This is a genomic window from Burkholderia sp. MSMB1835, from assembly GCF_001526365.1.
Lineage (GTDB): Bacteria > Pseudomonadota > Gammaproteobacteria > Burkholderiales > Burkholderiaceae > Burkholderia.
Genome location: NZ_LOYP01000054.1, coordinates 312,744 through 338,454, shown reverse-complemented (window position 1 = coordinate 338,454; position 25,711 = coordinate 312,744). Strand labels below are relative to the sequence as shown.

Here is a 25,711-nt window from a genome sequence, read left to right as displayed (position 1 = left end):
TACGGTCATGCTTCCTCCGCGAGCCGCGCGAGCAGTGCCTTCAGCGCCAGCGCGCGATGGCTGTGCGTGTTCTTCACGGCCGGCTCGAGTTCGGCGGCCGTCGCGCCGAGCGACGGCAGGTAGAAATACGGGTCGTAGCCGAATCCGTGTTCGCCGCGCGGCGTATCGACGATCTCGCCGGCCCAGCGCCCTTCGGCGAACAGCGGTTCCGGATCGTCCGCATGGCGCACGAGCGCGAGCACGCAGCAGTAGTAGGCGCGCCGGTCGTCGACGCCGCGCAACTGCTCGACGAGATACGCATTGTTCGCCGCGTCGCCCTTGGCGCGGCCCGCGCGCTGCGCGTAGCGCGCCGAATAGACGCCCGGCGCGCCGCGCAGCACGCGCACGCACAGGCCGGAATCGTCGGCGATCGCCGGCAGCCCGGTGAGCCGCGACGCGTGGCGCGCCTTGGTCAGCGCGTTCTCGATGAACGTGCCGAACGGCTCTTCCGCCTCCGGCACCGCGAGGTCGCCCTGCGGGACGATCTCGATGCCGACCGTCGCGAACAGCGCGGTGAATTCGCGCAGCTTGCCCGGGTTGTTCGATGCGAGGACGATGCGCGACAGCGGCGCGAGGGTGAGGTCGTCAGGCATGGCTCACGCCCAGGACATCTTTCTGCAGCCGCACGAGCTCGGCGATCCCGCCCTGAGCGAGGTCCAGCAGCGCATTCATCTCGGCGCGCGAGAACGGCACGCCTTCGGCCGTGCCCTGCACTTCGACGAAGCCGCCCGCGCCCGTCATCACGACGTTCATGTCGGTGTCGCAGCGCGAATCCTCCGCGTAGTCGAGATCGAGCACGGGCGCGCCTTCGTACACGCCGACCGAGATCGCGGCGACATGGTCGGTGATCGGCGAGCGCGCGAGCTTGCCGGCCGCGATCAGCGTCGACACGGCGTCGTGCGCGGCGACGAACGCGCCGGTGATGCTGGCCGTGCGCGTGCCGCCGTCGGCCTGGATCACGTCGCAGTCGATGTGGATCGTGCGCGGGCCGAGCGCCTCGAGATCGAACACCGCGCGCAGCGCGCGGCCGATCAGGCGCTGAATTTCCTGCGTCCGGCCCGTCTGCTTGCCGCGGGCGGCTTCGCGGTCGCTGCGCGTGTGGGTCGCGCGCGGCAGCATCCCGTATTCGGCGGTCAGCCAGCCTTGCCCGCGCTCGCGCAGGAACTCGGGCACGCGCTCGGCGACGCTTGCGGTGCAGAGCACCTTGGTGTCGCCGAATTCGACCAGCACGGAGCCTTCGGCGTGTTTCGTGTAGTGGCGCGTGAGGGCGACCTTGCGCAGTTCGTCGGCGCGGCGGCCGCTCGGGCGGGAAACGGAAGACGTCATGGGAAATCGCGGAAGGGGAGGAAACCCCGATTTTAGCGCCGAACGGCGGGCGTGCCCGGCGGGATGGTCCGCAAAAATGGGATAATGCGCGCTTCCCGCCCCGCGCCTTTCGATGCGCCGGGCGCCTCGATGTATCCCCGCCCGCGAGGGCACCAGACGGCGAGACGAACCATGATCTACAGCATGACGGGCTACGCGAGCGCGACGCGCGAACTCGCGACGGCCACCGGTAACGGCGGCACCAGCGTGTCGGTCGAACTGCGCACCGTGAACTCGCGCTTCCTCGATCTCAATTTCCGGATGCCGGACGACGTGCGCGCGTGCGAACCCGCGCTGCGCGAAATGCTGATGAACAAGCTGTCGCGCGGCAAGGTCGACGTGCGCATCAACCTGCAGCGCGGCGAGCAGGGGATCGGCGCGGGCGCGCTGAATCAGTCGGCGCTCGGCCAGCTTGCCGAGCTCGAACGCGCGGTGCTCGATTCGTTCCCGGGCGTCGGCCGCCTGCGCGCGGGCGAAATCCTGCGCTGGCCCGGCGTGCTCGCCGAGAGCGGGGTATCGGCCGACGCGATCCGCGACGCGGTGCTCGCATGCGGCAAGGAGGCGATCGGCGAGCTCGTCGTCGTGCGTTCGCGCGAAGGCGCGCAACTGGCGACGATGCTGCTGTCGAACGTCACCGAGATGGAGGCGATCGTCGCGCGCATCACGCCGCTCGTGCCGGAGCTGATCGCGAAGCACCAGCAGAAGATCGTCGAGCGGCTGCAGGAAGCGCTCGGCCTCGCGGCGCCGGAAGGCGGCTCGACGGTCGTCACGCGCGAGGAAGCGGCGGAGCGCATTCGTCAGGAAGTGACGATGTACGGCATCCGCATCGACATCGCGGAAGAGCTGTCGCGGCTCACCGCGCACCTGAACGAAACGCGTCACGTGATCGAGAAGGGCGGCCGGGTCGGCAAGCGTCTCGACTTCATGATGCAGGAACTGAATCGCGAAGCGAACACGCTCGGCTCGAAGGCGGCGGCGAAGGAACTCGCCGACGCGTCGATGGCGCTGAAGCTGCTGATCGAGCAGATGCGCGAGCAAGTGCAAAACCTGGAGTAAAAGCAACATGACCGAATCCCATCGCGACGGCCACGCGTCGCATTCGCTGCACGGCGGCGTCTATCCCGGTAACCTGTTCATGGTCGTCGCGCCGTCGGGCGCCGGCAAGTCGACGCTCGTGAATGCGCTGCTGTCGAAGGATAGCGACATCTGCCTGTCGATCTCGTACACGACGCGCAAGCCGCGCCCGGGCGAGCAGGACGGCCAGCACTACCACTTCACGACCGTCGAGGATTTCCGCGCGCGTCACGCGGCGCACGAATTCCTCGAGAGCGCGGAAGTGCACGGCAACTACTACGGCACGTCGCGCGTCTGGATCGAAGAGCAGATGAGGAACGGCCACGACGTGCTGCTCGAAATCGACTGGCAGGGTGCGTTGCAGGTGAAGAAGCAGTTCCGCAACGCGGTCGGCATCTTCATCCTGCCGCCGTCGCTCGATGCGCTCGAGGAGCGCCTGAAGAAGCGCGGCCAGGACGAACCGAACGTGATCACGCGACGGCTGTTGGCCGCCGGCAGCGAGATCGCCCACGCGTCGGAAGCGGAATACGTGGTGATCAACGAGAATTTCGAGCGTGCGCTTGCGGAACTCGAATGCATCGTCGCGGCGACGCGCCTGCGTTTTGCTTCGCAGTACGCGCGACACGCGGAGCTGTTCATCGAGCTCGGCATCCATCTGCCCCACGCGGAATGACGCGGGGCACGAGGGACATAAGGTAGAATAAGGACTATATTCAGAAGGAATTACCAACATGGCTCGCATTACCGTCGAAGACTGCCTGAAGCAAATCCCGAATCGCTTCGAACTGGCGCTCGCCGCCACCTATCGCGCGCGGCAGCTCGCGCAAGGCCATACGCCGAAAATCGAAAGCCGCGACAAGCCGACCGTCGTCGCGCTGCGCGAAATCGCCGCCGGCCAGGTCGGCGTCGAGATGCTGAAGAAGGTGCCGGTGTAACGCGCATCCGGCCCGTTCCAGCCATGTAGTCCCCGCGCGCAACGACTCGACCTGGAGGCGAATATGAGCACCACCCCATCGTCCGCCTCCGCGGATCCGACCACCGAAGCCCCGGCCCAGTCGCCTGCGCGCCAGTACATCGACGCGGTCCTCGAACAGTCCTTCCGGCATCTGTTCGGGCCGACCGCCACACCGGAGCAGCCGCGCAAGCACGGCGTCGTTTCGATCGCGAAACTGACGGCCATGCTTGCCGAATATCTCGCTCCGGACGAAATCAAAGAGGTCAAGGCGGCGTTCCACTTCAGCGACGAAGCCCACCTCGGTCAATATCGCCAGAGCGGCGAGCCCTATATCACCCATCCCGTCGCCGTCGCGGAAATCTGCGCCGGCTGGAAGCTCGACGCGCAGGCCGTGATGGCCGCGTTGCTGCACGACGTGATGGAAGACCAGGGCGTGACCAAGAACGAGCTGGCCGAGCGGTTCGGCCCGAAGGTCGCCGAACTGGTCGACGGCCTGTCGAAGCTCGACAAGATGGAATTCCGCAGCCGCGAGGAAGCGCAGGCGGAAAACTTCCGCAAGATGCTGCTCGCGATGGCGCGCGACGTGCGCGTCATTCTCGTCAAGCTCGCCGATCGCCTGCACAACATGCGCACGCTCGGCGCGGTGCCGATGGAAAAGCGCCGTCGCGTCGCGCGCGAAACGCTCGACATCTACGCGCCGATCGCGCACCGGCTCGGGTTGAACAACACGTATCGCGAGCTGCAGGACATGAGCTTCGCGAACTTCAACCCGCATCGCTACGCGACGCTCGAGAAGGCCGTGAAGGCCGCGCGCGGCAACCGCCGCGAAGTGATCAGCAAGATCCTCGAGGCCGCGCAGCGCGCGATGGCCGACGCGAAGATCGACGCCGAGATCACCGGCCGCGAGAAGACCATCTACAGCGTCTACCGCAAGATGCGCGACAAGCAGCTGTCGTTCTCGCAGGTGCTCGACGTGTACGGCTTCCGGGTCGTCGTCGACAGCCCGCTCGACTGCTACACGTGCATCGGCGCGCTGCATGCGCTGTACAAGCCCGTGCCCGGCAAGTTCAAGGATTACATCGCGATCCCGAAGATCAACGGCTATCAGTCGCTGCACACGACGCTCGTCGGCCCGTTCGGCGCGCCGATCGAGTTCCAGGTGCGCACGCGCAAGATGCACGAGATCGCCGAGGCGGGGGTCGCTGCGCACTGGCTGTACAAGAACGGCAGCGCGGATCTCAGCGATGTGCAGAAGCGCGCGCATCAGTGGCTGAAGTCGCTGCTCGACATCCAGAGCGAAGCCGGCGATTCGAGCGAATTCCTCGAGCACGTGAAGATCGACCTGTTCCCCGACGCGGTCTACGTGTTCACGCCGAAGTCGAAGATCATGGCGCTGCCGCGCGGCGCGACGGCGCTCGATTTCGCGTATTCGATCCACAGCGATCTCGGCAACCAGTGCGTGGCCGTGAAGATCAACAATGAACTGCTGCCGCTGCGCACCGAATTGAAGAGCGGCGACATCGTCGAGGTGATCACCGCGCCGTATTCGAAGCCGAACCCCGCGTGGCTCGGCTTCGTGCGTACCGGCAAGGCGCGCTCGGCGATTCGCCACTACCTGAAGACGATGCGCCTGAACGAGTCCGTGCAACTGGGCGAGCGGCTCGTCGACCAGAGCCTGAAGGTCTATGGTCTCGCGCTCGCCGACGTCGAGCCGGAAGTGTGGGAGAAGCTCGTGCAGTGGACGGGCAACAAGAGTCGCCAGGAAATCTTCGCGGACATCGGCCTCGGCCGTCGCGTCGCCGCGGTGATGGCCAAGCGCATCGAGGTGCTGATGAGTGGCCGCGACGCGGACGACGATCTCCCGAAGTCCGAGCGGCATCCCGCGCATCACGCGCCGCCGGTCGTGATCACCGGCACCGAAGGGATGTCCGTGCAGTTGTCCGCCTGCTGCCGGCCGATCCCCGGCGACGCGATCATGGGTTACATCGGCATCGGTCTGGGCATGGCGATTCATACGACGGATTGCCGTGTCGCGCAGCGCATCCATCGCCGCGATCCGGGGCGCTGGATCGACGTCGAATGGGCGCCGCAGCCGGGCCGCCTGTTCGATGTCGCGGTGAAGGCGCTCGTGAAGAACACGAAGGGCATTTTCGCGCGCGTCGCGGCGGACATCACGTCGGCCGACGCGAACATCGTCCATATCGCGATGGACGAGGATCTGACGCACGAATCGACGGTGCTGCGCTTCGTGATCCAGGTCAGCGACCGCGTGCATCTCGCGAACGTGATGCGGCGCGTGAGAACCAATCCGGACGTGATGCGGATCATGCGCGAGCGTTCGACCGACGACGGCGCGCACGCGCGCCATGACGGCGGCATGCGCATCGAGCGCGAGCGGCAGGATTACTGACGCAGGCGCCCCCCGGCGGCGGGCGAATTCGACGATCGACGGACGGCGGCCTATGGCCGCCGTTTTCATTGGAGCTTGCCGAAACGCGGCCGACGTTGCCGGCGGCGTCCGGACTGATGGCGCGAGCGAGGGGAGGCGGGCGCAAAAAGAAAAAGGGCTTTCCCGGAGGAAAGCCCTTTTAAGGTGGCGCGGCTGGCAGGATTCGAACCCACGACCCCTTGGTTCGTAGCCAAGTACTCTATCCAACTGAGCTACAGCCGCACGCAAAACGGTACTGCTTCAACTGTCGGAGCCTTCTGCGATGGGAAGGCCCCCAAAAAAGTGGCGCGGCTGGCAGGATTCGAACCCACGACCCCTTGGTTCGTAGCCAAGTACTCTATCCAACTGAGCTACAGCCGCACGCAAAAACAAACTTCTACTGCTTCGAACTGAAAGGGCCTTCGGTTCGGAAGGCCCTCGAAAAAGTGGCGCGGCTGGCAGGATTCGAACCCACGACCCCTTGGTTCGTAGCCAAGTACTCTATCCAACTGAGCTACAGCCGCACGCAGAAGCGGAAGTATAGCAGAGTCACATAAAAAGGGAAGCCTTATTCGCGAATAAGGCAGCATGGCGTTGGCCGGCCGCCCTTCGTGTACCCTTGGGGGATCAGTCATCCACGTTGAATCTGCATCATGAACAAGGCGTTTGTCAAAGAGTCGGACGGTGACGACGACGATCTCGACCAGGCTCAACCCGCGATTCCGGCGGGCGCGAAGAACTACATCACGCCGGCCGGCCACAAGCGGCTGCGCGACGAGCTGCTGAACCTGATCGACGTCGAGCGTCCCGAGGTCGTGCGGCTCGTATCGTGGGCCGCGTCGAACGGCGACCGGTCGGAAAACGGCGACTACATCTACGGCAAGCGGCGGCTTCGCGAGATCGACCGCCGGATCCGCTTCCTGACGAAGCGGCTCGACCTCGCCGAAGTCGTCGACGCGAGCCGGCAGGAGAACGTCGATCAGGTGTTCTTCGGCGCGACGGTCGATTACGAGACGCCGGATGGCGAGGATCACACGGTGACGATCGTCGGGATCGACGAGGTCGATCTCGACCGCGGCTGCGTCAGCTGGATTTCGCCGGTCGCACGCGCGCTGATCAAGGCGAGGATCGGCGATACCGTCACGCTGATGACGCCGGCCGGCCCGCAGCCGATCGATATCCTCGATGTGCGTTACCCGGCCTCGGACAGCGGGATGTGAACCGCATGGCCGGCCCTTCGCCGGGCAGTCCGGCCATCCGCGAGACCTCTTCGCGAAAAAAAAGCGCCCCGAGAGGCGCTTTTTTGTGCCGAAGCAACTTCGGTCAGAAACGGTGACGCAGGCCGGCGGTCACCGCGATCTGCTTGTTGGTCGACGAAGCGCCACCGAGACCATTGACATAGGCGCCGAGGCCCAGGCCGTCCGTGCTGACTCGCTGATACACGCCTTGCACATACACGTCGGTTCGCTTGGACAGCGCATAGTCGGTCTGCAGGTTGAATTGATTCCAGCCCGGATGGCGGCCGTCCAGGAAGCCGGCGGTGTACGTGTACGACCCGGCCAGCGACAAGGCCGGCGTGAGCGCGTAGCGTGCGTTGACTTCGTAGTTGTTGAAGCGGGCGAACGTGCCGTCGAGGGCCAGACCGTTCGACACGCCCGACGCACCCGCCGAGATGCCGAGCGCGCGGTTCACGCGCGATTGCGTGAATACGAAGCCGGCCGTGGCCGGGCCGAACGTGTAGTTCAGGCCGCCGCCGAACACGCGCTGACGCTTGCCGACGAACGTGTTGTCGCCTGCCACCGCGCCGGCGCTGTTGGTGACCGCAGCCGACGTGAGCCCCGAGATGTCGTTGTTCAACTGCAGGTAGCCGGCGCCGATATTGAAGCCGGCGTAGCTATACGACACGCCCGCGCTGTATGCGCGGTTGTTCGAGAACTGGCTGCTGTTCGAGAAGCCGTACAACGCGCCGAACTTCAAGCCGCCGAAATTGACGCTCGTATATTTGACCGAGTTATTGATCCGGAACGAATTGTTCAGGTTGTCGTTATCGAACGGGTGGGCAAACTGGGTGCCGCCGAATTGCGTGCCGGTCAGCGACAGCGGCCCGATGTAGTCGACGACGCTATCGTACTGGCGACCGAGGGTGACGGAGCCGAACTGGTCTTGCGACAGGCCGACGAACGCCTGGCGGCCGAATTCGCGGCCATTCTGGCCGAGCGTGCCGTTGGCGATGTTGAAGCCGTTTTCCAGCACGAAGATCGCTTTCAGGCCTCCGCCGAGATCTTCCGTGCCGCGCAGGCCCCAGCGGCTGCCGTTGATCTGGCCGCTGCGTTCCGACCATGAGCTGTGCCCGCCCTGATTGTTCGTGTAGGTGATGCCAGCATCGATCAGGCCGTACAGCGTCACGCTGCTTTGAGCATGGGCTGCGGTAACGAACACGCCCGACAACGCGGTGACGATCAGGGTTTTTTTCATGGATATGTCTCCAAACACGATGATGTCGATCGAACCTGCGGTGGACTGGCGGTGGTTTGCTTGACGCTGTAGCCGGTCCGGCAGAACGGCGGTGCGCTTATCAGAAAGCCGTCTGCAGTGTACGGAGTGTGCGGAGCAGGGGTGTCTTACGCTTTAAGAAATAATATATTTTGGAATTCGCAAAAATCGGAAAAACCGCGCAAACGGTTGCCCAGCAAGGGTTTGTGGCGGTGCAGCGAAGAGAAATAACAATCAGGACTGCCGAGCGGGCGTTGCGTGATTGCGACAGACGGTCAGTGGCGGGCGGGGGCCGCTATAGCGCGATTATTGACACATCGGCAATAGAGGTTTGTGTGGAGCATGGATAATGAAAGGTAGTTCTCTCGCTATACTGCGATCTCTGCTTTCCGAAGCAGACTTTTTCGTTGACGGAAAAGATCTCCAAACCTTTGTCGGCGCGACTTCCCAGTCGCGCTTTTTTTTTGCCCGCTGCCCGGCGCGCTACGGCGTGTACGAGCGGCGCTTGCGCTTGCCCGCAGGCGCGGCGTCTTCTGCTTCGATCGGCGGCGGCGTGTAGGTCCAGTCTTCCATCACGTAGTGACGGGCATCCAGAGGCGATGCGAGCAGGTTCTGCCAGTGATCGCCGTGCCACGTCGTATCGAATTCGGTATCGCACGGCGCTTCGCGCGCGGACTCGGCCAGGGCGCGGGACTTGCGACGTACGCGCCCGAGCCGGCTCGCGAAGCGCATGATTCCGTCCAACCACATGACCCTCTCCTTCCTTTCGGCGTTGATTCAGGATCGCAACGTCCCCGGATTTCCGCAACCCGGAAAAAACCCGAGGATTTTACCGAATCGATTTGTCCCCGGTAGGAATTTCACGCTCCGGATTAATGACGATCCGGTCCCGGTAATATTGACAGGTTTTTGATGCGCATCAATTAATTAAAGGCGACGGTGTACCGATTCCAGTGGTATTAGTGTCTTTTGGAGAAAGCGTTCGCTAAAAATTTTCTTGACGCGCCCGGATCGTCCAATTTATAAAGTCAGCACTCCGTCCTCGGGCGGAGCGCTGGTACGGGTGCTGGCGCGATGTTTCGGGATTTCGGGAAACGGCTATAAAAATAGCTTTTTTGATCTTATCGAGTGGGGAACGAAGACATGGATACCGGTATCGTGAAATGGTTTAACGATGCTAAAGGTTTTGGCTTTATTACGTCGGACAATGGCGGTGAAGATTTGTTTGCGCACTTTTCCGAAATCCGGATGGACGGCTTCAAGACGCTGAAGGAAAACCAGCGTGTTTCGTTCGAGGTCAAAGTCGGGCCGAAAGGCAAGCAGGCGGCGAATATCCAGGCGGTCTGACGCGCCTCGCATTGCCGATCACGTCCGGCCCCCGCATCGCGGGGGTTTTTTGTTTTCCGGGGACGGAACGAGCCGATCCGGGCTGGCCGCGAGTACGCATGCCGGTGCATACTCATGGAAGCATCGTTTCCCTGCCTTTTCATGTCCGATTCCCGTCCGTCCGATCCCGCCAGCGAGCAGCCGCTCGTCTTCGTCGACCTTGAAACCACCGGCGGTTCGCCCGCCGACCACCGGATCACCGAAATCGGCGTGGTCGAAATCGGACCGCTCGGCGTGTCGACGTGGACGAGCCTCGTCAATCCGGGGCAGGCGATTCCGCCCTTCATCCAGCAACTGACGGGCATCTCGGACGCGATGGTGCGCGATGCGCCGACGTTCGCGTCGCTCGCGCCGGCGCTGTTCGAGCGGCTCGACGGCAAGCTGTTCGTCGCGCACAACGCGAGCTTCGACCGCGGTTTCCTGCGCGCCGAGTTCGAGCGTGCCGGCCTGGCGTTCAATCCCGATGTGCTGTGCACGGTGCGGCTGTCGCGCGCGCTGTTTCCACGCGAATCGCGGCACGGGCTCGATGCGTTGATCGAGCGGCATGGGCTCGTTCCGGCCGCGCGCCACCGGGCGCTGGCCGATGCCGACCTGCTCTGGCAGTTCTGGCGCCAACTGCACGACATCGTGCCGCTCGAGCGGCTGCGCGACCAGATCGCGCGGACGACCCGCCACTTCCGTCTGGGCGGCGACCTGACCGAGGCCTGGCTAGATACCGCGCCGGCAGGGTGTGGCGCGTATGCGCTCTTCGGCGAGCGTGACGAAGCGCTGTATGTCGGCCGTAGCGTGCGCGTACGGCAGCGGCTGCGCGCGCTGTTGACCGGCGAGCGCCGCTCGTCGAAGGAAATGCGGCTGGCGCAGCAGGTGCGCCGCGTCGAATGGCGCGAGACCGGCAACGAACTGGGGGCGATGCTTGCCGAAGCGCAATGGATCGCCCGCTTGCGCCCGTCGTACAACCGGCGCCCGGCGGCCGACGGCGCTCGCGGCGGTGGAGCGCCCTGGCCGTTCGAAGGCGCGGTCGCGTTCGAGGCGAGCGGCGAGCGTCGCCTGTTTCATGTGATCGACGGCTGGTGCTATCTCGGTTCGGCGGAATCGCTCGATGCAGCCGCACGGCTTGTGGCCGACGCGGCGGGCGGCGCGTTCGAACCCTTCACCCATCGCCTGCTGCAGACGCATCTCGCGCGCGGGTTGCAGGTGATTCCGCTCATGGCGCTGACGCCGGCGGACTGAGTACCCGACAACTGCACGGTCTAGTCTGGGTTACGTTCAGTCTTTATCGCACTGGTCAGGCTTGAACATGCAAGCGTCACGGCGCGATCCGCGCCCGCCGCGTCAGCCGATCGCGCTGGCCCCGCCGGCGGCGCAGACATGCGACAGCGCGGTATCGAGTGCCTGCGTCTGCGTGGAATCGTAGCGCGTGAGCGTCTTCCAGTTTGCGATGCTGCGCGCGAGCCGCGCCTGGCAGTCGGGCGCATCGCGCAGCGGGGCGACCTGCGCGAGACCGGCGAGCATTTTCTGCGTCAGCCGATCGAGTGCCGGGCGCGTGCTGGTCGCGAGATCGGGCGGCGTGCCTTCCGGCGGCCGCGTCGTGCGCCAGGTCGCGAACAGTGCGTTCTGCACGTCCTTGCTTGCGGTGATCTGATCCTCGAAGAACGTGCGGGCGAATGCGGGATCGACGCCGGCCTGTACGGCGCGTTTTTCGACTGCGGTGAGCAATGCCGCTTCGCGCGGCCGGTCCTCGATGGCCTTGTGATTCGCCCATTTCCATCGCGCGACCGGTTCGGCGAGCGCGAGGCGCTGCGACGCGAGCGCCACGACGTTGGTGAGGGCGGTGTCGTCGCCGTCGGCGCGAGCGATGTGAGGAGACGAAAAGAGGGCGACGCCGAGCACGGCGACAGCGAGGCTGGCACGAATGGCTTGCTTCATCGGAGCGATCGGGAGGGCCGGGCGGGCCGGACGTGGAAAACCAGAAGGATAGACGAAGACAGTCGCGCGGCGTAGCGTCGCGACAGCAGAATCAGCAGGCGAGCCGATCCGGCACCGTCAGGCTGTTGCGGCCCGGGTGCGAGGCGAATTGCGCGCGAAGCGCACGAATGAACCGCACGATAGCGATGATCGACACGTGGCGGTTACAGAACCGAACTGACGTTCACTTCGGCGCGTACAGCTTGTGCTGCTCGTCGAAGAACGCCCGAACGTGCTCGGGCAATTCGGCGAGAAATTCCACGCCGACAGGTTCCGGATCCGGGCTCATCACTTGCTCCGGCGGTGGCATGCGAGTTGGTCTTTCGTCCATGATCGTTTCTCCAGCAGGTGCAATGATTATCAACCTCGCGCTCGGATTTATGCCAGCGGCGAATCGTTAGATTTTGTCTCTGTTGTATTAACGGCACATGCGTTCCGGCGCGCGCTGCGATCCCCGGTATTGCACGCTGCACGATCGGCAACAATCGGGCTGCTTGTTATACTTGCGCGCACTTTTTCCTGGACCGCGATGAGACGAACGACGCGATGGATCGGCCTCGTATGGCTGGCGCTGGTACTGAACGTACTGTCGCCCGTCGTCGGCTACGCGCGTCTCGCGTCGAGCGGCTCCGGCGCGCTCACGCTCGAATTGTGCAGTGCAGCGGGCGCGCGTCAGGTCGTGCTCGCGCAAGCGGGCGACGACCGCGACACGTCGTCGTTCGACCATGCCGGCGTCCCGCATTGCGTGTACTGCCCCGGCTTCGCGGCGAACGTCGCGCTGGGTACGAGCCTGCCCGCGATACCGGGCTTCGTGCGCACGTTCGCGTATCGGGTAGCCGCGCCGATCGTTCCCGATGTGCCCCGCAAGGGCATCCGTCTCGCGCAGCCGCGCGCCCCGCCTGAAAACGTTCCGGTCTGATTGATGTCGTCCGCGCGCGCCGGTGGCGCGCGAGCCGCCCGCGGCCCGGGTCCGCGTGTCGCGCCGTTCGTGCGCGGCTCGCGCGCTCGTGTCCGGCGGCGTCCGATCACGTTTTCAGGAATTCACTCATGTCGTCTACTCTTGCCGCGCGGCCGTCGCGCGGCCGGCTCGCGCTCGCATGCGCGGCCGCTTTCGCATGGCCGGCCGCTCACGCGGCTTCGATGGATGATGGACGCGCCGAGGCCGCCCGCAGCGGTGGCGTCGGTCATCTCGCCACCGCTGCGCCGGGTGCCGCCGGCGTCGCTGCGTCGGCCGCGCCGGCCGGCGACACGCTGACCGCCGTCAGCGTGACCGCGCAACGGCAACCGGTCGACCCGGATACGCCGGTCGTCGTCACGTCGATCACGCGCGAGCAGATCGATGCGCACACCAACGTCACCACCGAGGACGCGCTGAAGTACGCACCGAACCTGATGGTCCGCAAGCGCTACATCGGCGACCGCAACAGCGTATTCGCAGGCCGCGACTTCAACGAATTGCAGAGCGCGCGCGGGCTCGTCTATGCCGACGGCGTGCTGCTGTCGAACCTGCTCGGGTCGAGCTATGCGTACCCGCCGCGCTGGTCGCTGATTCCGCCCGACGACATCGCGCGCGTCGACGTGCTCTATGGCCCTTTTTCCGCGCTGTATCCGGGCAATGCGATCGGCTCGACCGTGCTGCTCACTACGCGCCGCCCGGAGCGGCTCGAGGCGTCGCTGTCGACGCAGTTCTTTACGCAGCGCTACCACGACGGCTACGGGTTCGCGGACAGCTTCGGCGGCAATCACCAGACCGCGCGAATCGCGAACCGCGTCGGCCGGTTCTGGTTCGCGCTGTCGCTCGACCGGTTGGAGAACGACGGCCAGCCGATGCAGTATGCGAGCCCCAATTCGGCCTACAACCCGAAACTGGGCGCCGCCGTGCCCGTGACGGGCGCCGCGACCGACATCGGACCCAACGGCAAGCCGCGGACGATCGTCGGCGCACAGACGATCGAGCGAACCGAGCAGCTCAACGAGACGGTCCGGATGGGCTATGCGTTCACCGAACGTGTCGACGCGACGCTGACGCTCGGGCATTGGGAGAACCATTACCGGCAGCACGGCGAGACCTTCTTGCGCGATGCGGCCGGCCATCCGGTCTACGGCGGCAACGTGTCGATCGGCGGCCGGAACATGACCGTCGCGCCGAACGCGTTCGCGCCGCAGCGCGGCGACCAGGAGAACTGGCTGTATGCGCTCGGGCTGAACGGCCGGCTCGATTCCGGCTGGCGGCTGTCGGGCGTCGTGTCCGCGTACGACGTCTCGCGCGACGTGCTGCGCGCGGCCTCGACCGTGCAGGGCGGCGCCGGCACGCTGTTCCAGGGCGACGGCACCGGCTGGCGCACGCTCGACCTGAAGGCGGAGGCGCCCGAAGTGAAGGGGCATGCGTTCACGTTCGGCTATCACTACGACAACTACTTCCTGCGCAACGTCACGTACAACACGGCCGACTGGCTGGCCGGACCGACCACGTCGCTCGCGAGCGTCTATCGCGGCGACACGCGCGCGCAGGCGCTGTTCGGGCAGGACGCGTGGCGCTTCGCGCCGGGTTGGCTGGCGACGCTCGGGCTGCGCTACGAGCGCTGGGATGCATACGGCGGCGCGCTCGGCAATGCGAGCGGCACGCTCGGCTATGCGGACCGCAGCGCGAATGCGCTGTCGCCGAAAGTCGCGCTGCAGTGGGACGCGACCGAGGTCTGGCGCTTCCGGCTGTCGTTCGCGACGGGCACGCGATTCCCGACGGTCGGCGAGCTGTTCCAGGGCACGATTTCGAACAACGCGATCGTCAACAACAACCCGAACCTGCGGCCGGAAAAGGCGATCGACTGGGATTTCACCGCCGAGCGCGACGTGGGCGTCGGCGTCGTGCGCGCCAGCGTGTTCCAGAGCGACCTGCGCGATTCGATCTACAGCCAGACGACGGTGTCGGGCGCCACGACCGTCACGAACATCTCGAACGTCGACCGCGTACGCGTACGCGGTGTCGAACTCGCGTTCAGCGGCGAGAACGTCGGGCTGCGCGGGTTCAACGTCGATGCGAACGTGTCGGCGAGCAACGCGCAGATTCTCGCCGATGCGGCGAACCCGGCCTACGTCGGTTCGCGTTTCCCGCGCATTCCGCGCATGCGCGCGAACCTGCTCGCGTCGTATCGCTTCGACGAGCACTGGCTCGCGAGCGTCGGCGTGCGCTATTCGGGACGCCAGTTCAACACACTCGACAACAGCGACGTGAATCCGGACGTCTACGGCGGGACGAGTTCGTTCACGGTCGTCGATCTGAAGGCGCGCTACCGCTTCGATCGTCACTGGAGCGCGTCGGCCGGCATCGACAACCTGACGGACCGCCGCTACTACACGTTCCACCCGTATCCGGGCCGTACTTTCTATGGAGAGCTGAAATGGTCGCTGTGAAATCGTTCGCGGCAGACCGTGCGCCGCCGTTCGCGAACCTGTCGTCGCCCGCCGGCGCGCACGATGCGTGCGGTGGGCCGAGGCCGCCGAGACGCTCGTCGCGCATATGAGCATCGGGCTGCGTCCGCGCAGGAAGCAGCCGCTCGCGACCGGCGCCGCGTTCGACGCGCGGCGCTTGCTGTGGGTTGCTTGGGTCGGCGGCGCGCATGTCGTCGACCCTGGCGACGATGCGGGCCGCACGCTGTCCGTGCCCGTCACCGTCTACGCGGTACCGGAGCGGATCTGCACGCGCGCCGACAATCGCCCGAGGCTCGCGACGAGCCCGGCCGGGCGCGCGGTATGCGTGTCGTGGTCGATGTCGTTCGATGCGGGATGGAGAGGGGAGATGTCGCGCACCGTATGGATCGGGCGCGAAGGTGGGCGCGCGAAGCGCGCAGCGGATTGCTGACGGCCGACGTGCTCGACGGCTGGTTGCCGTACGCGAAGCGCCGACCAAGCCGGCGGCGCGCGGCGAACCGGCCGCGCGCCGGCCCGATGCGAAAACGCGCCCGAAGGCGCGTGGAGAGAAACGTCAGGCCGCTCGCCTGAATAGCCGGATCACGAACAGCAGGATCACCGCGCCGATGACCGCGACGATCACCGAGCCGATGAAGCCGCTGCCGATGCTGATGCCGAGCAGTCCGGCAAGCCAGCCGCCGATCACCGCGCCGACGATGCCGACGATGATGTCGACGATCAGCCCGAAGCCGCCGCCCTTCACGAGCAAGCCGGCAAGCCAGCCGGCGATCGCGCCGATGATGAGCCACATAATCAAGCCATGAGTCATGGTGGTCCTCTCCTTGGGGTTGAGTCGAAATGACCGCGCGTCGGCTGCCGCACGCCGAAAAGCCGATTGAAAGCGACTGCGACCGCCGCGCCGCCCACGCAATGTAACGCGATAGACGGGTCAGGATCGTTAAGTAATGTTATGCACCCTTAAGCAGATTTGCCAGGGGGATTTGTCTGCGTACGGCACGATCCGTGCACACTCAGGTTTGGCGAAATGAATTTGTAAGAATTGGCTGCCGCTGGAGTCTATCGGCTGCGTCGGCGATCAGTGCGTGACGGTCGCGCGTCGTCGATCGCCTCGATCGAAAGCAGTGCAAAACGGGTGAGGCAGCACGGTGCGTCGCATCGCCGATCCAGGGCGTCGTGTGGCGCGGATCGGTGTAGGGCGGGCGTATCCGATGTCCGTCATCGTTCGGTATCCTGAAGGACAGGCTTCGGTCACGGTATGTGATGGAGCGGGAGATCGACCGTGGCGGCCATGTTGTCGGTGCGTGCGTCGTGCCAGCGGCCGAGCCCGGGATGGACGGTGCCGGTGCGTGCGCCGTGGAGGTCGTCGATCTGGCCGTCGTCGCCATGCAGGCCGTGCGCTGCGCACCGCGTGCGATGCGATCGCGGGTAGCCGTCGCGTGCGTGGAAACGTCGTGCCGATGTGTCGGCGAGATTGCGCGGGGAACGGCTGGTGCGACGATCGGCGACGAGCAAAGCAGCGTGCGCGGCGGTTGCCGAACGCGTATGCGATCGCGTGCGGCGCGATCGGCGATCGGGCGGTGCGTCGTCGAACGACTTCGGGATTTCGGCGCCGGAAAAGAGAAAAGGCCTGACAAGCGATGCTTGTCAGGCCTTTATGTCTTGGTGCCGGAGATAGGAGTCGAACCTACGACCTTCGCATTACGAATGCGCTGCTCTACCAACTGAGCTACACCGGCAGCAGAGAAATGAAATTATATGGTGAAATCCGCGATCTTGGCAATAGGTTTTGCGAATTTTTTTCAGCTTGCTGCGGCTGCTTCGCGAAACCCTCAATCCGGCGGACTTTCCGCTTTCACTTCACTGCGACGCGACCCGTTAGGGCCACATCGCGAAGGCGCGATTGTACTGATGTCTCGCGCCTCCGTCCAGTGCTGCAGTGCAATTATTTTGCTTCGTCGTGATAGCCGGTCACGCGCTCGACTTCGTTCTTCGAGCCCAGGAACACGGGCACGCGCTGGTGCAGGCCGGTCGGTTGCACTTCCATGATGCGCTGCGTGCCGGTCGTCGCGGCGCCGCCCGCCTGTTCGACGATGAACGACATCGGGTTCGCTTCGTACATCAGGCGCAGCTTGCCCGGACGATCGGGCGTGCGCTTGTCGGCCGGGTACATGAAGATGCCGCCGCGATTCAGGATCCGGTGCACGTCGGCCACCATCGACGCGATCCAGCGCATGTTGAAATTGTCGCCGCGCGGGCCGTCCTTGCCGGCGTTCAGCTCGTCGACGTAGCGCTTGACCGGGTCGTACCAGTGGCGGGCGTTCGATGCGTTGATCGCGTATTCGCGCGTGTCGGCCGGGATCTGCATGTTGCTCTGCGTGAGCACCCACGAGCCGACTTCGCGATCGAGCGTGAAGCAGTTCACGCCGTTGCCGGTCGTCAGCACGAACACCGTCTGCGGGCCGTAGACGGCGTAGCCGGCCGCGACTTGCTGCGTGCCGGGCTGCAGGAACGATTCTTCGGTTGCCTGCTTGCCGTCCGGGCAGCGCAGTACCGAGAAGATCGTGCCGATCGACACGTTCACGTCGATGTTCGACGAGCCGTCGAGCGGATCGAACACGAGCAGGTATTCGCCGCGCGGGTAGTTCGCCGGGATCGGGAAGAACGTTTCCATTTCCTCCGACGCCATCGCGGCGAGGTTGCCGCCCCATTCGTTCGCGTCGAGCAGGATTTCGTTCGACAGGATGTCGAGCTTCTTCTGCACTTCGCCCTGGACGTTCTCGCTGCCGGCGGTGCCGAGCGCCTCGCCGAGCGCGCCCTTGGACACGTTGTAGCTGATCGCCTTGCACGCGCGGGCGACGACTTCGATCAGCAGGCGCAGGTCGGCGGGGAGGTTGTTGGTCTCACGTTGCTGTTCGATCAGGAACTTCGACAGCGTGGTGCGGCGGGCAATGGACATGACAGACTCCGAAAGGCCAAAGAATCCTTGAATGGCCGCAATTTTACCCGTCGCGCCTCCGGTGCCGCCGGCTTTTTTCGTCCGGTTACATGGCCGGGCCGCCGGGTCGGGCCGGAGTCGGGTGGCGGTGACGGGCGGGGCGCGCATCGCGACGCAGGTGCGCCGCGCGGTCCGACCCCGCGCGTGCGGGCGATTACAGCCGTGCCCGCGCAATAAAAAAGCCGGCGCCGCGTCAGCGGGCGCCGGCTCGATCGCGCTGACGCGACAGGGCGATCGCGTGACTTACGCGAGCGCCTTCTCGACGATCTCGCGCACGTCACGCGATTTCGCGCTGGCGGCGACCTGTTCCAGCGCTTCGCGCATCCGGTCGCGCAGCGTCGGCGTGAAGCGGCGCCACAGTTCGAGCGAGCGCGCGAGACGTGCCGCGACCTGCGGGTTGATCGCATCGAGCGCGAGCACCTGTTCGGCCCAGAACGCGTAGCCCGAACCGTCCGCCGCATGGAATTGCGCGGGGTTGGCCGCGCAGAAGCTGAAGATCAGCGAACGCGCACGGTTCGGATTCTTCAGGTTGAACGCGGGGTGCGCGAGCAGCTTGCGCACCTTCGCGAGCGTCGGCTGCGCGGGCGTGCCGCGTTGCGCCGCCTGCATCGCGAACCACTTGTCGATCACGAGCGCTTCCTTCTCGAAGCGACGGTAGAAGTCGTCGAGCGCGTGCTCGGCCGGCCCGTTCGCGCCCGCGCCCGCGGCGGCCGCGGACAGCAGCGCGCCGAGCGCAGCCGCGCGATCGGTCATGTTGTTCGCCGCGTCGTACTGGGCCGTGGCGAGGCGCACGGCATCGGCCGGATCGTCGAGTTCGGCGAGATACGCGAGCGCGAGGTTCTTCAGCGCGCGGCGGCCCGAGGCTTCCGGCGTCGGTTCGTAGGCGCCGGGCGTCTGGTGCCGTTCGTACGCGGCGAGCCAGTCGGCGCGTAGCGCGCTCGCGAGCTGGCGGCGCACGAACTGGCGCGCGCGATGCACGGCGGCGGGGTCGGCCTCGGCCATCTGGTCGGCGAGATAGGTTTCCGACGGCAGCGTCAGCGCGAGTTCGCGGAACGCCGGAGACAGGCTTTCATCGGTCAGCACGCGGCGGAACGCGGCGACGAAATTCTCGCCGAGCGCGAGCGGCGCATCGGCGGCGGCACGCGCGGCGAGCGTCAGCAGCGCGCGCGTCGCGAGGCGCTGGCCGGCCTCCCAGCGGTTGAACGGATCGCTGTCGTGCGCGAGCAGGAACGCGAGATCGTCGTCGCTGTAGTCGTACTCGACGATCACCGGCGACGAGAAGTTGCGCAGCAGCGACGGCAGCGGCGCTTCCGGCACGTCGACGAAGGTGAAGGTCTGCTCGGTATCGGTGAACTCGAGCACGCGCGTCGTGCCCGATGTGGCGGCTTCGCCGTCGAGACGCAGCGGCAGGTCGCGGCCGTCGCGGCCGATCAGCCCGACGGCGAACGGGATCAGCAGCGGCCCCTGCTGCGTTTCGCGCGCGGCCGGCGACGCGTCGCCGTAGCCTTGCGCGAGGGTGATCGTATAGCGGCGCGCGGCCGCGTCGTACGCGGTGCGCACCGACACGCGCGGCGTGCCGGCCTGGCTGTACCAGCGCTCGAATTGCGCGAGGTCGCGCCCGTTCGCGTCGGCCATCGCGAGGCGGAAGTCGTCGCAGGTCACCGCGTGGCCGTCGTGGCGCTTGAAGTAGAGATCCATCCCCTTGCGGAAGCCGTCGCGGCCGAACAGCGTCTGGTACATCCGCACGACTTCCGAGCCTTTCTCGTAGACCGTCATCGTGTAGAAGTTGTTGATCTCGACGTAGCTCTCCGGGCGCACCGGGTGCGCCATCGGGCCGGCATCCTCGGCGAACTGGAGTTGGCGCAGCACGCGCACGTCCTCGATGCGCTTCACCGCGCGGGCCGCCGATTCGACGTCGTCGCCCGCGGCCATGTCGGCCGAGAATTCCTGGTCGCGGAACACCGTCAGGCCTTCCTTCAGGCTCAACTGGAACCAGTCGCGGCAGGTCACGCGGTTGCCGGTCCAGTTGTGGAAGTACTCGTGGCCGACCACCGACTCGATGTTCGCGAAATCGGTGTCGGTCGCGGTCTCGGGGTTCGCCAGCACATACTTCGTGTTGAAGATGTTGAGCCCCTTGTTTTCCATCGCGCCCATGTTGAAATCGCCGACCGCGACGATCATGAAGCGATCGAGATCGAGCTCGAGGCCGAAGCGCTTTTCGTCCCAGCGGATCGAGTGGATCAGCGAGTCCATTGCGTGACGCGTCTTGTCGAGATCGGCCGGTTCGACCCATACCTGCAGCAGTTTTTCCTTGCCGGAGCCGGTCGTGATCGTTTCCTCGATCGCGACGAGCTTGCCCGCGACCAGCGCGAACAGGTAGCTCGGCTTGCGGAACGGGTCTTCCCATTTCGCGAAGTGGCGGCCGTCGGGCAGGTCGCCCGAATCGACGAGGTTGCCGTTCGACAGCAGCACCGGGTACGCGGCCTTGTCGGCACGCAGCGTGACGGTGTACGACGCCATCACGTCGGGGCGGTCGAGGAAGTAGGTGATGCGGCGAAAGCCTTCGGCTTCGCACTGCGTGAAGAAGTTGCCGCTCGACACGTAAAGGCCCGACAGCGTCGTATTCTGATCGGGGGCGCACGCGCTTTCGAGCGTCAGCTCGAACGCGTCGGGCACGTTCTCGACCGTCAGGCCGTGTTCGTGCGCGCGCACCGCGCCGTGCGGTGCGCCATCCAGCCGCGCGCCGAGGAATTCGAGCGCCTCGCCCATCAGTTCCAGATGCGGTGCGGGCGCGGCATCCGGATTGCGGCGTACGCGCATCGTATTCCTGACGACCGTGCGGGCCGGCGCGAGGTCGAATTCGAGAGCAACGGAATCGATGAGGAAGGCCGGCGGCGTGTAGTCGGCGCGGCGGATCACGGTGGAGGAGGCGTTGTCGGACATGGTCGTCGAGATCGGTGGAGTGGGGGACGGGCCCGTCGCGCGGGCCAGGCGAACCGGGCCATTGTACAAAGGCTGGCGGCTGCGTGTCGGGCGAACTTTTTACCGATCCCGGGAGTCCGCGTATTATCGGCATCCCGTTGTGGTTCGCGCGGTGCGACGAACGGGTGACGGATCGACGAGGATCATCATGAAACGCGAATGGATTTTCCGCGGTGCGGGCTGGGCGGCGGCGCTGTGCGTCGCACTGCTGACCGGCTGCACCAGCTACGTGACCACCCAGGTCACGGCCTTCTCCGACTGGAGCGGCAGCGACGCGACGCGCACCTATGCGTTCACGCGCACGGACGCGCAGAAGAACAGCATCGAGCAGTCGACCTACGAGCCGATCGTCGCGAACGAGCTGTCCGCGTATGCGTTCCGGCAGGTGCCGCAGTCGCAGGCGCGCTATCTCGTCGGGCTGACCTATGCGGTCGGCAGCGATCTCGTGACGGTGCCGCAGCCGGTCTACTACGATCCGTGGTTCGCGCCCGGGCCGTACTGGCGGCGCGGGCCGTGGAATCCCTGGGGCCCGTGGGGTCCCTGGGGGCCGATGCCGGCCGGTTACGTCGCGCAGACGTACCAGGTGTTCGACTACGTGCTCGGCATCCGCATCACCGAGCGCGCGACGGGCAAGGAGGTCTACAACGTGTCCGCGCGCACGACCGGCGACAACGGCACGCTGCTGTACGCGATGCCGTTCCTCGCGCGCAGCGCGCTCGCCGATTTCCCGTTGTCGAACGGGGCGGTCCGCTCGGTCCGGCTGCCGGTCGACAAGCGCGGCGGGCCGGCGGCACCGGCCGCCAACGAGCGCGCGGTACCGGCCGCGCCGCCGGCGGGCGCGACCGTCGCGAAGTAACCCCGCATCCATCGTGGCGCGGCCGGCCGGCCGCGCCGGCTACCTGCCTTTCCGTCAGACCCAGGCGCCCGGCCGCGCCGGCTACCGGCCTTTCCGTCAGATCCCGATACCCAGCAGCGCCAGCGCGCCGAGCACGACGAACAGCACGGCCGCGATGCCGTGCACGAGCTTCGTCGGCAGACGGTGCGCGAAGCGGTCGCCGAGCAGGATCGCCGGCACGTTCGCGAGCATCATCCCGAACGTCGTGCCGGCCACGACGCCGATGTAATCCTGGAAGCGCGCGGCCAGCGCAACGGTCGCGATCTGCGTCTTGTCGCCCATTTCCGCGAGGAAGAACGCGACGAGCGTCGCGCCGAACACGCCGAGCCGCGAGCGGGTCGCATTGGCTTCGTTCTCGTCGAGCTTGTCCGGCACGAGAATCCACAGCCCCATCGCGATGAACGAGAACGCGAGCGCCCAACGCATGATCGACGGCGTGACGAGTACACCCAGCCATTCGCCGAGCGCGCCGGCGAACCCGTGATTCACGAGCGTCGCGACGAGCACGCCGAGAATGATCGGTATCGGCTTGCGATAGCGCGCGGCCAGAACGAGGGAAAGCAGTTGGGTCTTGTCGCCGATTTCAGCGAGGGCGACGGCGCCGGTGGAGATCAGGAAGGCTTGAGACACGAATGGGGTTCCACGGGCCGTTGTTGTGCGTGCGAGCGACGATCCACCGCGCGCCGGGCCCTGATGCGGCGCACTGTGAACCATCGGTCTCGCCAGGCCAACGTGGCTGCGTCCGCCATGGCCGAACGGCCAAGTCTGTTGACGGACGCCTCCGTCACGATGCGCGCCGGTGGTGCGGGACATCGAGCGGAGCGGCTACTCCCCAATGAGCGGCGAATTCTAGCACGGCGCATTGCACGCGGGAAAGCGGCCCGGCCGCCGTGCATTCGATTGCCGGCATGCACGGCGGCGAAGCGGCCGCGCTGCCGGCACGGCGTGCCCGCCGGGCGTTACGCGGCAGCGGGGCGACGAGCGGCGCCGCGCTCGTGCACGAGTTCGCCGGCCGCATAAGTGCGGTATACCGCGCGGTCGTCGCCGAGCAGCGCGAACGCGAACAGCAGTTCCTCGAGCGACGCCGCGCGCTTCGTGCGCCGCGCGAGCAGCGGCGTCGCCTGCGGGTCGAGCACGACGAAGTCGGCTTCGGTGCGCGGCTCGAGCGTGCCGACCGTGTCCGCGAGGTCGAGCGCCTGCGCGGCGCCGGCCGTGGCGAGCCAGAACATCCGCGTGGCGCTCAGGTGATGGCCCGACAGCCGCGCGACCTTGTGCGCCTCGTTCATCGTCTGCAGCATCGAGAACGACGTGCCGCCGCCGACGTCGGTCGCGAGCGTGACCGGCACGTCGTATTCGCCGGCCTTGTCGAAATCGAACAGCCCGCTGCCGAGGAAGAAGTTCGACGTCGGACAGTGCGCGACGACGGTGCGCGTTTCGGCCATCCGGCGGCGATCCTCGTCGTCGAGGTGGATGCAGTGGCCGTACACCGCGCGCGGACGCAGCAGCCCGTAGCGGTCGTAGATGTCGAGATAGCTGCGGTGGCCGGGGAACAGCTCGGCCGCCCATTTCACCTCGTCGACGTTTTCCGCGACGTGGCTTTGCACGAACACGTCCGGATGGCGGCGCGCGAGTTCGCCGCACGCCTCGAGCTGCGCCTCGGTCGACGTCGGCGCGAAGCGCGGCGTGAGCGCGTACATCTGGCGGCCCTTGCCGTGCCAGCGGCCAATCAGCTCGGCGCTGTCGTCATAGCCCGATTGCGCGGTGTCGCGCAGGAATTCGGGGCAGTTGCGGTCCATCAGCACCTTGCCCGCGATCATCCGCAGGTTGCGTGCGTCGCTCGCCGCGAACAGCGCATCGGCCGACTGCTTGTGCACCGTGCAGTAGACGAGCGCGCTCGTCGTGCCGCAGGCGAGCAGTTCGTCGACGAAGAAGTCGGCGACTTCGCGTGCATGCTCGGGGTCGCCGAACCGGCGCTCGGTCGGGAACGTGTACTGGTCGAGCCACGGCAACAGGCCCGGGGCCGGCGACGCGATCATGTCCGTCTGCGGATAGTGGATGTGCGTGTCGATGAAGCCGGGCACGATCAGCTTGTCGCGCAGGTCGTGGACCACCGCGTCGCGCGCGAGCGTCGCGGCGAGCCGTGCATACGGGCCGGCCGCGACGACCTTGCCGGCGTCGACGATCAGGAGCCCGTCGGTCTCGTAATTCGCGGCCTGGCTCGATTGCGCCGGGTCGCCGTTGAAGGTCAGCAGTTGGGAACGGAAAGCGGTTTGCGTCATGACGAAGGGTCCTGCATCAAGGTAAGGCGAACGGAAGAAAGCGATCGACGCCGCGTGGCGGCGGGACGGTGCTTCGCGAGCGGCGGCGTCGCGCGACGTGCGGCACGGCCGGCGGCGACGGCGTGGGCGGACGTGGCGGCCGAAGCCGCCAACGAGTGGTTGCCCGCACACCTCGCGGCCGTTGCGTCCGCAACCGTTGCGTCCGCAACCGGTGCGCCCGCACCCGGTACGACGGCGAACGGCACGGCAAGCCGCGACGGCCGGTGCATGCGGGCGACGACGCGCCGCGCCGTCGCTCCGCATGCACGCAGCCGGTCGGCGCGGCGCCAGGCCGAACCGGTGATCGCGAAGCCGATGCCGTTGTCGTGTTTCATCCGTCAGCGTTCCTCGATGCGGGTCGTCACGCGGCGTTCCAGTACGCGTCGAGGCGCGCGTACAGTGCGTCGCGCTGCGCCGGCTCGATGAACGACGCCTCGAAGCCGTTGCGGATCACCGCATGGACTTCGGCATCCGTGAGTTGCAGCCCTTCGGCCGTCGCGAAGTAGTTTTCATTGACGTAGCCGCCGAAATAGGCCGGATCGTCGGAATTGATCGTCACCGCCACGCCACGGTCGAGCAGGGCCTTCAGCGTGTGCTTCGCCATGTCGTCGAACACGCACAGCTTCAGGTTCGACAGCGGGCAGACGGTGAGCGCCGTGCGCGTCTTCGCGAGCCGTTCGACGAGCGCCGCATCCTCGATGCTGCGCACGCCGTGGTCGATCCGGTCGACCTTCAGCACGTCGAGCGCTTCGTAGATATACGCGGGCGGACCTTCCTCGCCCGCGTGCGCGACCAGCTTCAGCCCGAGCGCACGCGCCTTCTCGAACACGCGTGCGAACTTCGTCGGCGGATGGCCGAGCTCCGACGAATCGAGGCCCACGCCGATCAGGCGATGACGATAGCGTTCGAACAGCGGCAATGCGGATTCGAACGTCGCGAGCGCATCTTCTTCGGACAGGTGGCGCAGGAAGCACAGGATCAGTTTGCTCGACAGCCCGCGTCGTTCGGCATCGGCGAGTGCGCGCTCGATGCCTGCGACGACCGTCTCGATCGGCACGCCGCGCTCGGTGTGCGTCTGCGGGTCGAAGAACAGTTCGGTGTGGACGACGTTGTCGGCGAGCGCGCGTTCGCAGTACGCGGCCGTCATGTCGTAGAAATCCTGCTCGGTGAGCAGCACGCTCGCGCCGGCGTAGTAGATGTCGAGGAACGATTGCAGGTCGGTGAACGCGTACGCGGCGCGCAGCGCATCGATCGAATCGTAGGCGAGCTTCACGCCGTTGCGCTGCGCGAGCGCGAAGATCAGCTCGGGCTCGAGCGAGCCTTCGATATGGATGTGCAGCTCCGCTTTCGGTGCGCGGGCAATCTTGTTCTTGAATGTCGGGGTCAT

General features: G+C 66.2%; 23 protein-coding genes, 4 tRNA genes, 2 pseudogenes and 1 riboswitch. Of the genes and pseudogenes, 12 read left to right on the top strand and 17 right to left on the bottom strand.

Annotated elements, in window-relative coordinates:
* Positions 1-5 precede the first annotated feature (5 nt).
* Both rdgB and rph read right to left on the bottom strand, forming a co-directional pair.
* The gene (rdgB, locus tag WS96_RS27545; protein ID WP_034206675.1) at positions 6-632 is read right to left on the bottom strand and encodes an RdgB/HAM1 family non-canonical purine NTP pyrophosphatase; all 627 of its coding nucleotides are present in this window, start codon (positions 630-632) and stop codon (positions 6-8) included.
* Positions 625-1,365: a ribonuclease PH gene (gene rph / locus WS96_RS27540; RefSeq protein ID WP_059836837.1), complete on the bottom strand. Its 741-nt coding sequence runs from the start codon at positions 1,363-1,365 to the stop codon at positions 625-627. Before rph ends, rdgB begins: the two co-directional genes overlap by 8 nt.
* Before the next feature lie 171 nt (positions 1,366-1,536).
* Here rph and WS96_RS27535 point away from each other — a divergent pair, with 171 nt between their 5' ends.
* The 4 genes from WS96_RS27535 to WS96_RS27520 all read left to right on the top strand — a co-directional run bounded on the left by WS96_RS27535 (position 1,537) and on the right by WS96_RS27520 (position 5,843).
* Positions 1,537-2,460, top strand: coding sequence for a YicC/YloC family endoribonuclease (locus WS96_RS27535; RefSeq protein WP_034206677.1), 924 nt, complete (start codon positions 1,537-1,539; stop codon positions 2,458-2,460).
* Positions 2,461-2,467: 7 nt separating this feature from the next.
* Positions 2,468-3,151 carry a guanylate kinase gene (gene gmk / locus WS96_RS27530; RefSeq protein WP_059836835.1) on the top strand — a complete coding sequence of 228 codons (684 nt, stop codon included), beginning with the start codon at positions 2,468-2,470 and terminating at the stop codon, positions 3,149-3,151.
* Between the two features lie 58 nt (positions 3,152-3,209).
* Positions 3,210-3,413, top strand: a complete 204-nt coding sequence (gene rpoZ, locus WS96_RS27525; RefSeq protein ID WP_006025620.1) for a DNA-directed RNA polymerase subunit omega — start codon at positions 3,210-3,212, stop codon at positions 3,411-3,413.
* Between the two features lie 63 nt (positions 3,414-3,476).
* A complete protein-coding gene (locus WS96_RS27520) occupies positions 3,477-5,843 on the top strand; it encodes a RelA/SpoT family protein (protein WP_034206679.1) in 2,367 nt (788 codons plus the stop codon).
* Between the two features lie 184 nt (positions 5,844-6,027).
* Here WS96_RS27520 and WS96_RS27515 read toward each other — a convergent pair.
* From WS96_RS27515 to WS96_RS27505, 3 genes are all read right to left on the bottom strand, one after another.
* A tRNA-Arg gene (locus WS96_RS27515) sits at positions 6,028-6,104 on the bottom strand.
* Positions 6,105-6,165: 61 nt separating this feature from the next.
* Positions 6,166-6,242 (bottom strand) — tRNA-Arg (locus WS96_RS27510).
* Positions 6,243-6,308: 66 nt separating this feature from the next.
* Positions 6,309-6,385 (bottom strand) — tRNA-Arg (locus tag WS96_RS27505).
* A 129-nt stretch (positions 6,386-6,514) separates the two neighbouring features.
* Between WS96_RS27505 and greB the strand changes: the two genes are divergently transcribed.
* On the top strand, positions 6,515-7,081 hold the full coding sequence (gene greB / locus WS96_RS27500) for a transcription elongation factor GreB (protein WP_059836834.1): 567 nt from the start codon (positions 6,515-6,517) through the stop codon (positions 7,079-7,081).
* Positions 7,082-7,184: 103 nt separating this feature from the next.
* On the opposite strand, the gene WS96_RS27495 is transcribed toward greB, so the two are convergent.
* A complete protein-coding gene (locus tag WS96_RS27495) occupies positions 7,185-8,336 on the bottom strand; it encodes a porin (RefSeq protein ID WP_034206681.1) in 1,152 nt (383 codons plus the stop codon).
* A gap of 501 nt (positions 8,337-8,837) precedes the next feature.
* The gene (locus WS96_RS27490; protein WP_034206682.1) at positions 8,838-9,104 is read right to left on the bottom strand and encodes a hypothetical protein; all 267 of its coding nucleotides are present in this window, start codon (positions 9,102-9,104) and stop codon (positions 8,838-8,840) included.
* Between the two features lie 393 nt (positions 9,105-9,497).
* On the opposite strand from WS96_RS27490, the gene WS96_RS27485 reads away from it, so the two are divergent.
* Entirely contained in the window at positions 9,498-9,701 is a 204-nt protein-coding gene (locus WS96_RS27485) for a cold-shock protein (protein WP_027783827.1), read from the top strand.
* Between the two features lie 141 nt (positions 9,702-9,842).
* Positions 9,843-10,970 carry an exonuclease domain-containing protein gene (locus tag WS96_RS27480; RefSeq protein ID WP_059836832.1) on the top strand — a complete coding sequence of 376 codons (1,128 nt, stop codon included), beginning with the start codon at positions 9,843-9,845 and terminating at the stop codon, positions 10,968-10,970.
* Positions 10,971-11,072: 102 nt separating this feature from the next.
* On the opposite strand, the gene WS96_RS27475 is transcribed toward WS96_RS27480, so the two are convergent.
* Both WS96_RS27475 and WS96_RS34165 read right to left on the bottom strand, forming a co-directional pair.
* Entirely contained in the window at positions 11,073-11,666 is a 594-nt protein-coding gene (locus WS96_RS27475; protein ID WP_059836830.1) for a chorismate mutase, read from the bottom strand.
* A gap of 223 nt (positions 11,667-11,889) precedes the next feature.
* On the bottom strand, positions 11,890-12,036 hold the full coding sequence (locus tag WS96_RS34165) for a hypothetical protein (RefSeq protein ID WP_006476612.1): 147 nt from the start codon (positions 12,034-12,036) through the stop codon (positions 11,890-11,892).
* A gap of 198 nt (positions 12,037-12,234) precedes the next feature.
* On the opposite strand from WS96_RS34165, the gene WS96_RS27470 reads away from it, so the two are divergent.
* The 4 genes and pseudogenes from WS96_RS27470 to WS96_RS34935 all read left to right on the top strand — a co-directional run.
* Entirely contained in the window at positions 12,235-12,624 is a 390-nt protein-coding gene (locus WS96_RS27470) for a DUF2946 domain-containing protein (RefSeq protein ID WP_059836828.1), read from the top strand.
* A gap of 128 nt (positions 12,625-12,752) precedes the next feature.
* The gene (locus WS96_RS27465; RefSeq protein WP_059836827.1) at positions 12,753-15,116 is read left to right on the top strand and encodes a TonB-dependent receptor; all 2,364 of its coding nucleotides are present in this window, start codon (positions 12,753-12,755) and stop codon (positions 15,114-15,116) included.
* Positions 15,104-15,498, top strand: a pseudogene (locus WS96_RS34650) (exo-alpha-sialidase); the annotation flags it as partial. The gene WS96_RS27465 and the pseudogene WS96_RS34650, both read left to right, overlap by 13 nt.
* A pseudogene (locus tag WS96_RS34935) lies at positions 15,478-15,608 on the top strand (TlpA family protein disulfide reductase); the annotation flags it as partial. The pseudogenes WS96_RS34650 and WS96_RS34935, both read left to right, overlap by 21 nt.
* A gap of 79 nt (positions 15,609-15,687) precedes the next feature.
* On the opposite strand, the gene WS96_RS27455 reads toward WS96_RS34935, so the two are convergent.
* The 4 genes from WS96_RS27455 to pepN form a co-directional block, all read right to left on the bottom strand.
* Positions 15,688-15,942 (bottom strand): GlsB/YeaQ/YmgE family stress response membrane protein, encoded by a 255-nt coding sequence (locus WS96_RS27455; protein WP_006476609.1) that lies wholly within the window; start codon positions 15,940-15,942, stop codon positions 15,688-15,690.
* Between the two features lie 852 nt (positions 15,943-16,794).
* Positions 16,795-16,870 (bottom strand) — tRNA-Thr (locus WS96_RS27445).
* 206 nt (positions 16,871-17,076) lie between these two features.
* Positions 17,077-18,090: a class 1 fructose-bisphosphatase gene (locus WS96_RS27440; RefSeq protein ID WP_006485729.1), complete on the bottom strand. Its 1,014-nt coding sequence runs from the start codon at positions 18,088-18,090 to the stop codon at positions 17,077-17,079.
* A gap of 282 nt (positions 18,091-18,372) precedes the next feature.
* Positions 18,373-21,072, bottom strand: coding sequence for an aminopeptidase N (gene pepN / locus WS96_RS27435; RefSeq protein ID WP_059836821.1), 2,700 nt, complete (start codon positions 21,070-21,072; stop codon positions 18,373-18,375).
* Between the two features lie 187 nt (positions 21,073-21,259).
* Between pepN and WS96_RS27430 the strand changes: the two genes are divergently transcribed.
* Complete coding sequence (locus WS96_RS27430) at positions 21,260-21,967, top strand: DUF4136 domain-containing protein (RefSeq protein ID WP_059836820.1); 708 nt, start codon at positions 21,260-21,262, stop codon at positions 21,965-21,967.
* A 96-nt stretch (positions 21,968-22,063) separates the two neighbouring features.
* Here WS96_RS27430 and WS96_RS27425 read toward each other — a convergent pair whose 3' ends face one another.
* The 4 genes from WS96_RS27425 to WS96_RS27410 all read right to left on the bottom strand — a co-directional run bounded on the left by WS96_RS27425 (position 22,064) and on the right by WS96_RS27410 (position 25,711).
* The gene (locus WS96_RS27425; RefSeq protein ID WP_034206691.1) at positions 22,064-22,636 is read right to left on the bottom strand and encodes a TMEM165/GDT1 family protein; all 573 of its coding nucleotides are present in this window, start codon (positions 22,634-22,636) and stop codon (positions 22,064-22,066) included.
* A gap of 94 nt (positions 22,637-22,730) precedes the next feature.
* A riboswitch (yybP-ykoY riboswitch) is annotated at positions 22,731-22,852 on the bottom strand.
* Between the two features lie 113 nt (positions 22,853-22,965).
* Complete coding sequence (gene guaD / locus WS96_RS27420) at positions 22,966-24,285, bottom strand: guanine deaminase (protein WP_059836818.1); 1,320 nt, start codon at positions 24,283-24,285, stop codon at positions 22,966-22,968.
* Positions 24,282-24,659 carry a hypothetical protein gene (locus WS96_RS27415; protein ID WP_059836816.1) on the bottom strand — a complete coding sequence of 126 codons (378 nt, stop codon included), beginning with the start codon at positions 24,657-24,659 and terminating at the stop codon, positions 24,282-24,284. Before WS96_RS27415 ends, guaD begins: the two co-directional genes overlap by 4 nt.
* A 26-nt stretch (positions 24,660-24,685) precedes the next feature.
* Entirely contained in the window at positions 24,686-25,711 is a 1,026-nt protein-coding gene (locus tag WS96_RS27410; RefSeq protein WP_059836814.1) for an adenosine deaminase, read from the bottom strand.

Bases quoted from the DNA above. Each gene is read 5' to 3' on its own strand.
- guaD (WP_059836818.1), bottom strand. From the start codon at position 24,285: ATGACGCAAACCGCTTTCCGTTCCCAACTGCTGACCTTCAACGGCGAC.
- WS96_RS27455 (WP_006476609.1), bottom strand. From the start codon at position 15,942: ATGACTCATGGCTTGATTATGTGGCTCATCATCGGCGCGATCGCCGGC.
- WS96_RS27485 (WP_027783827.1), top strand. From the start codon at position 9,498: ATGGATACCGGTATCGTGAAATGGTTTAACGATGCTAAAGGTTTTGGC.
- WS96_RS27495 (WP_034206681.1), bottom strand. From the start codon at position 8,336: ATGAAAAAAACCCTGATCGTCACCGCGTTGTCGGGCGTGTTCGTTACC.
- WS96_RS27535 (WP_034206677.1), top strand. From the start codon at position 1,537: ATGATCTACAGCATGACGGGCTACGCGAGCGCGACGCGCGAACTCGCG.
- WS96_RS27440 (WP_006485729.1), bottom strand. From the start codon at position 18,090: ATGTCCATTGCCCGCCGCACCACGCTGTCGAAGTTCCTGATCGAACAG.
- gmk (WP_059836835.1), top strand. From the start codon at position 2,468: ATGACCGAATCCCATCGCGACGGCCACGCGTCGCATTCGCTGCACGGC.
- rdgB (WP_034206675.1), bottom strand. From the start codon at position 632: ATGCCTGACGACCTCACCCTCGCGCCGCTGTCGCGCATCGTCCTCGCA.
- WS96_RS27410 (WP_059836814.1), bottom strand. From the start codon at position 25,711: ATGACCCCGACATTCAAGAACAAGATTGCCCGCGCACCGAAAGCGGAG.
- pepN (WP_059836821.1), bottom strand. From the start codon at position 21,072: ATGTCCGACAACGCCTCCTCCACCGTGATCCGCCGCGCCGACTACACG.
- WS96_RS27490 (WP_034206682.1), bottom strand. From the start codon at position 9,104: ATGTGGTTGGACGGAATCATGCGCTTCGCGAGCCGGCTCGGGCGCGTA.
- rph (WP_059836837.1), bottom strand. From the start codon at position 1,365: ATGACGTCTTCCGTTTCCCGCCCGAGCGGCCGCCGCGCCGACGAACTG.
- rpoZ (WP_006025620.1), top strand. From the start codon at position 3,210: ATGGCTCGCATTACCGTCGAAGACTGCCTGAAGCAAATCCCGAATCGC.
- WS96_RS27430 (WP_059836820.1), top strand. From the start codon at position 21,260: ATGAAACGCGAATGGATTTTCCGCGGTGCGGGCTGGGCGGCGGCGCTG.
- WS96_RS27415 (WP_059836816.1), bottom strand. From the start codon at position 24,659: ATGAAACACGACAACGGCATCGGCTTCGCGATCACCGGTTCGGCCTGG.
- WS96_RS27470 (WP_059836828.1), top strand. From the start codon at position 12,235: ATGAGACGAACGACGCGATGGATCGGCCTCGTATGGCTGGCGCTGGTA.
- WS96_RS27480 (WP_059836832.1), top strand. From the start codon at position 9,843: ATGTCCGATTCCCGTCCGTCCGATCCCGCCAGCGAGCAGCCGCTCGTC.
- WS96_RS27520 (WP_034206679.1), top strand. From the start codon at position 3,477: ATGAGCACCACCCCATCGTCCGCCTCCGCGGATCCGACCACCGAAGCC.
- WS96_RS27465 (WP_059836827.1), top strand. From the start codon at position 12,753: ATGTCGTCTACTCTTGCCGCGCGGCCGTCGCGCGGCCGGCTCGCGCTC.
- greB (WP_059836834.1), top strand. From the start codon at position 6,515: ATGAACAAGGCGTTTGTCAAAGAGTCGGACGGTGACGACGACGATCTC.
- WS96_RS34165 (WP_006476612.1), bottom strand. From the start codon at position 12,036: ATGGACGAAAGACCAACTCGCATGCCACCGCCGGAGCAAGTGATGAGC.
- WS96_RS27475 (WP_059836830.1), bottom strand. From the start codon at position 11,666: ATGAAGCAAGCCATTCGTGCCAGCCTCGCTGTCGCCGTGCTCGGCGTC.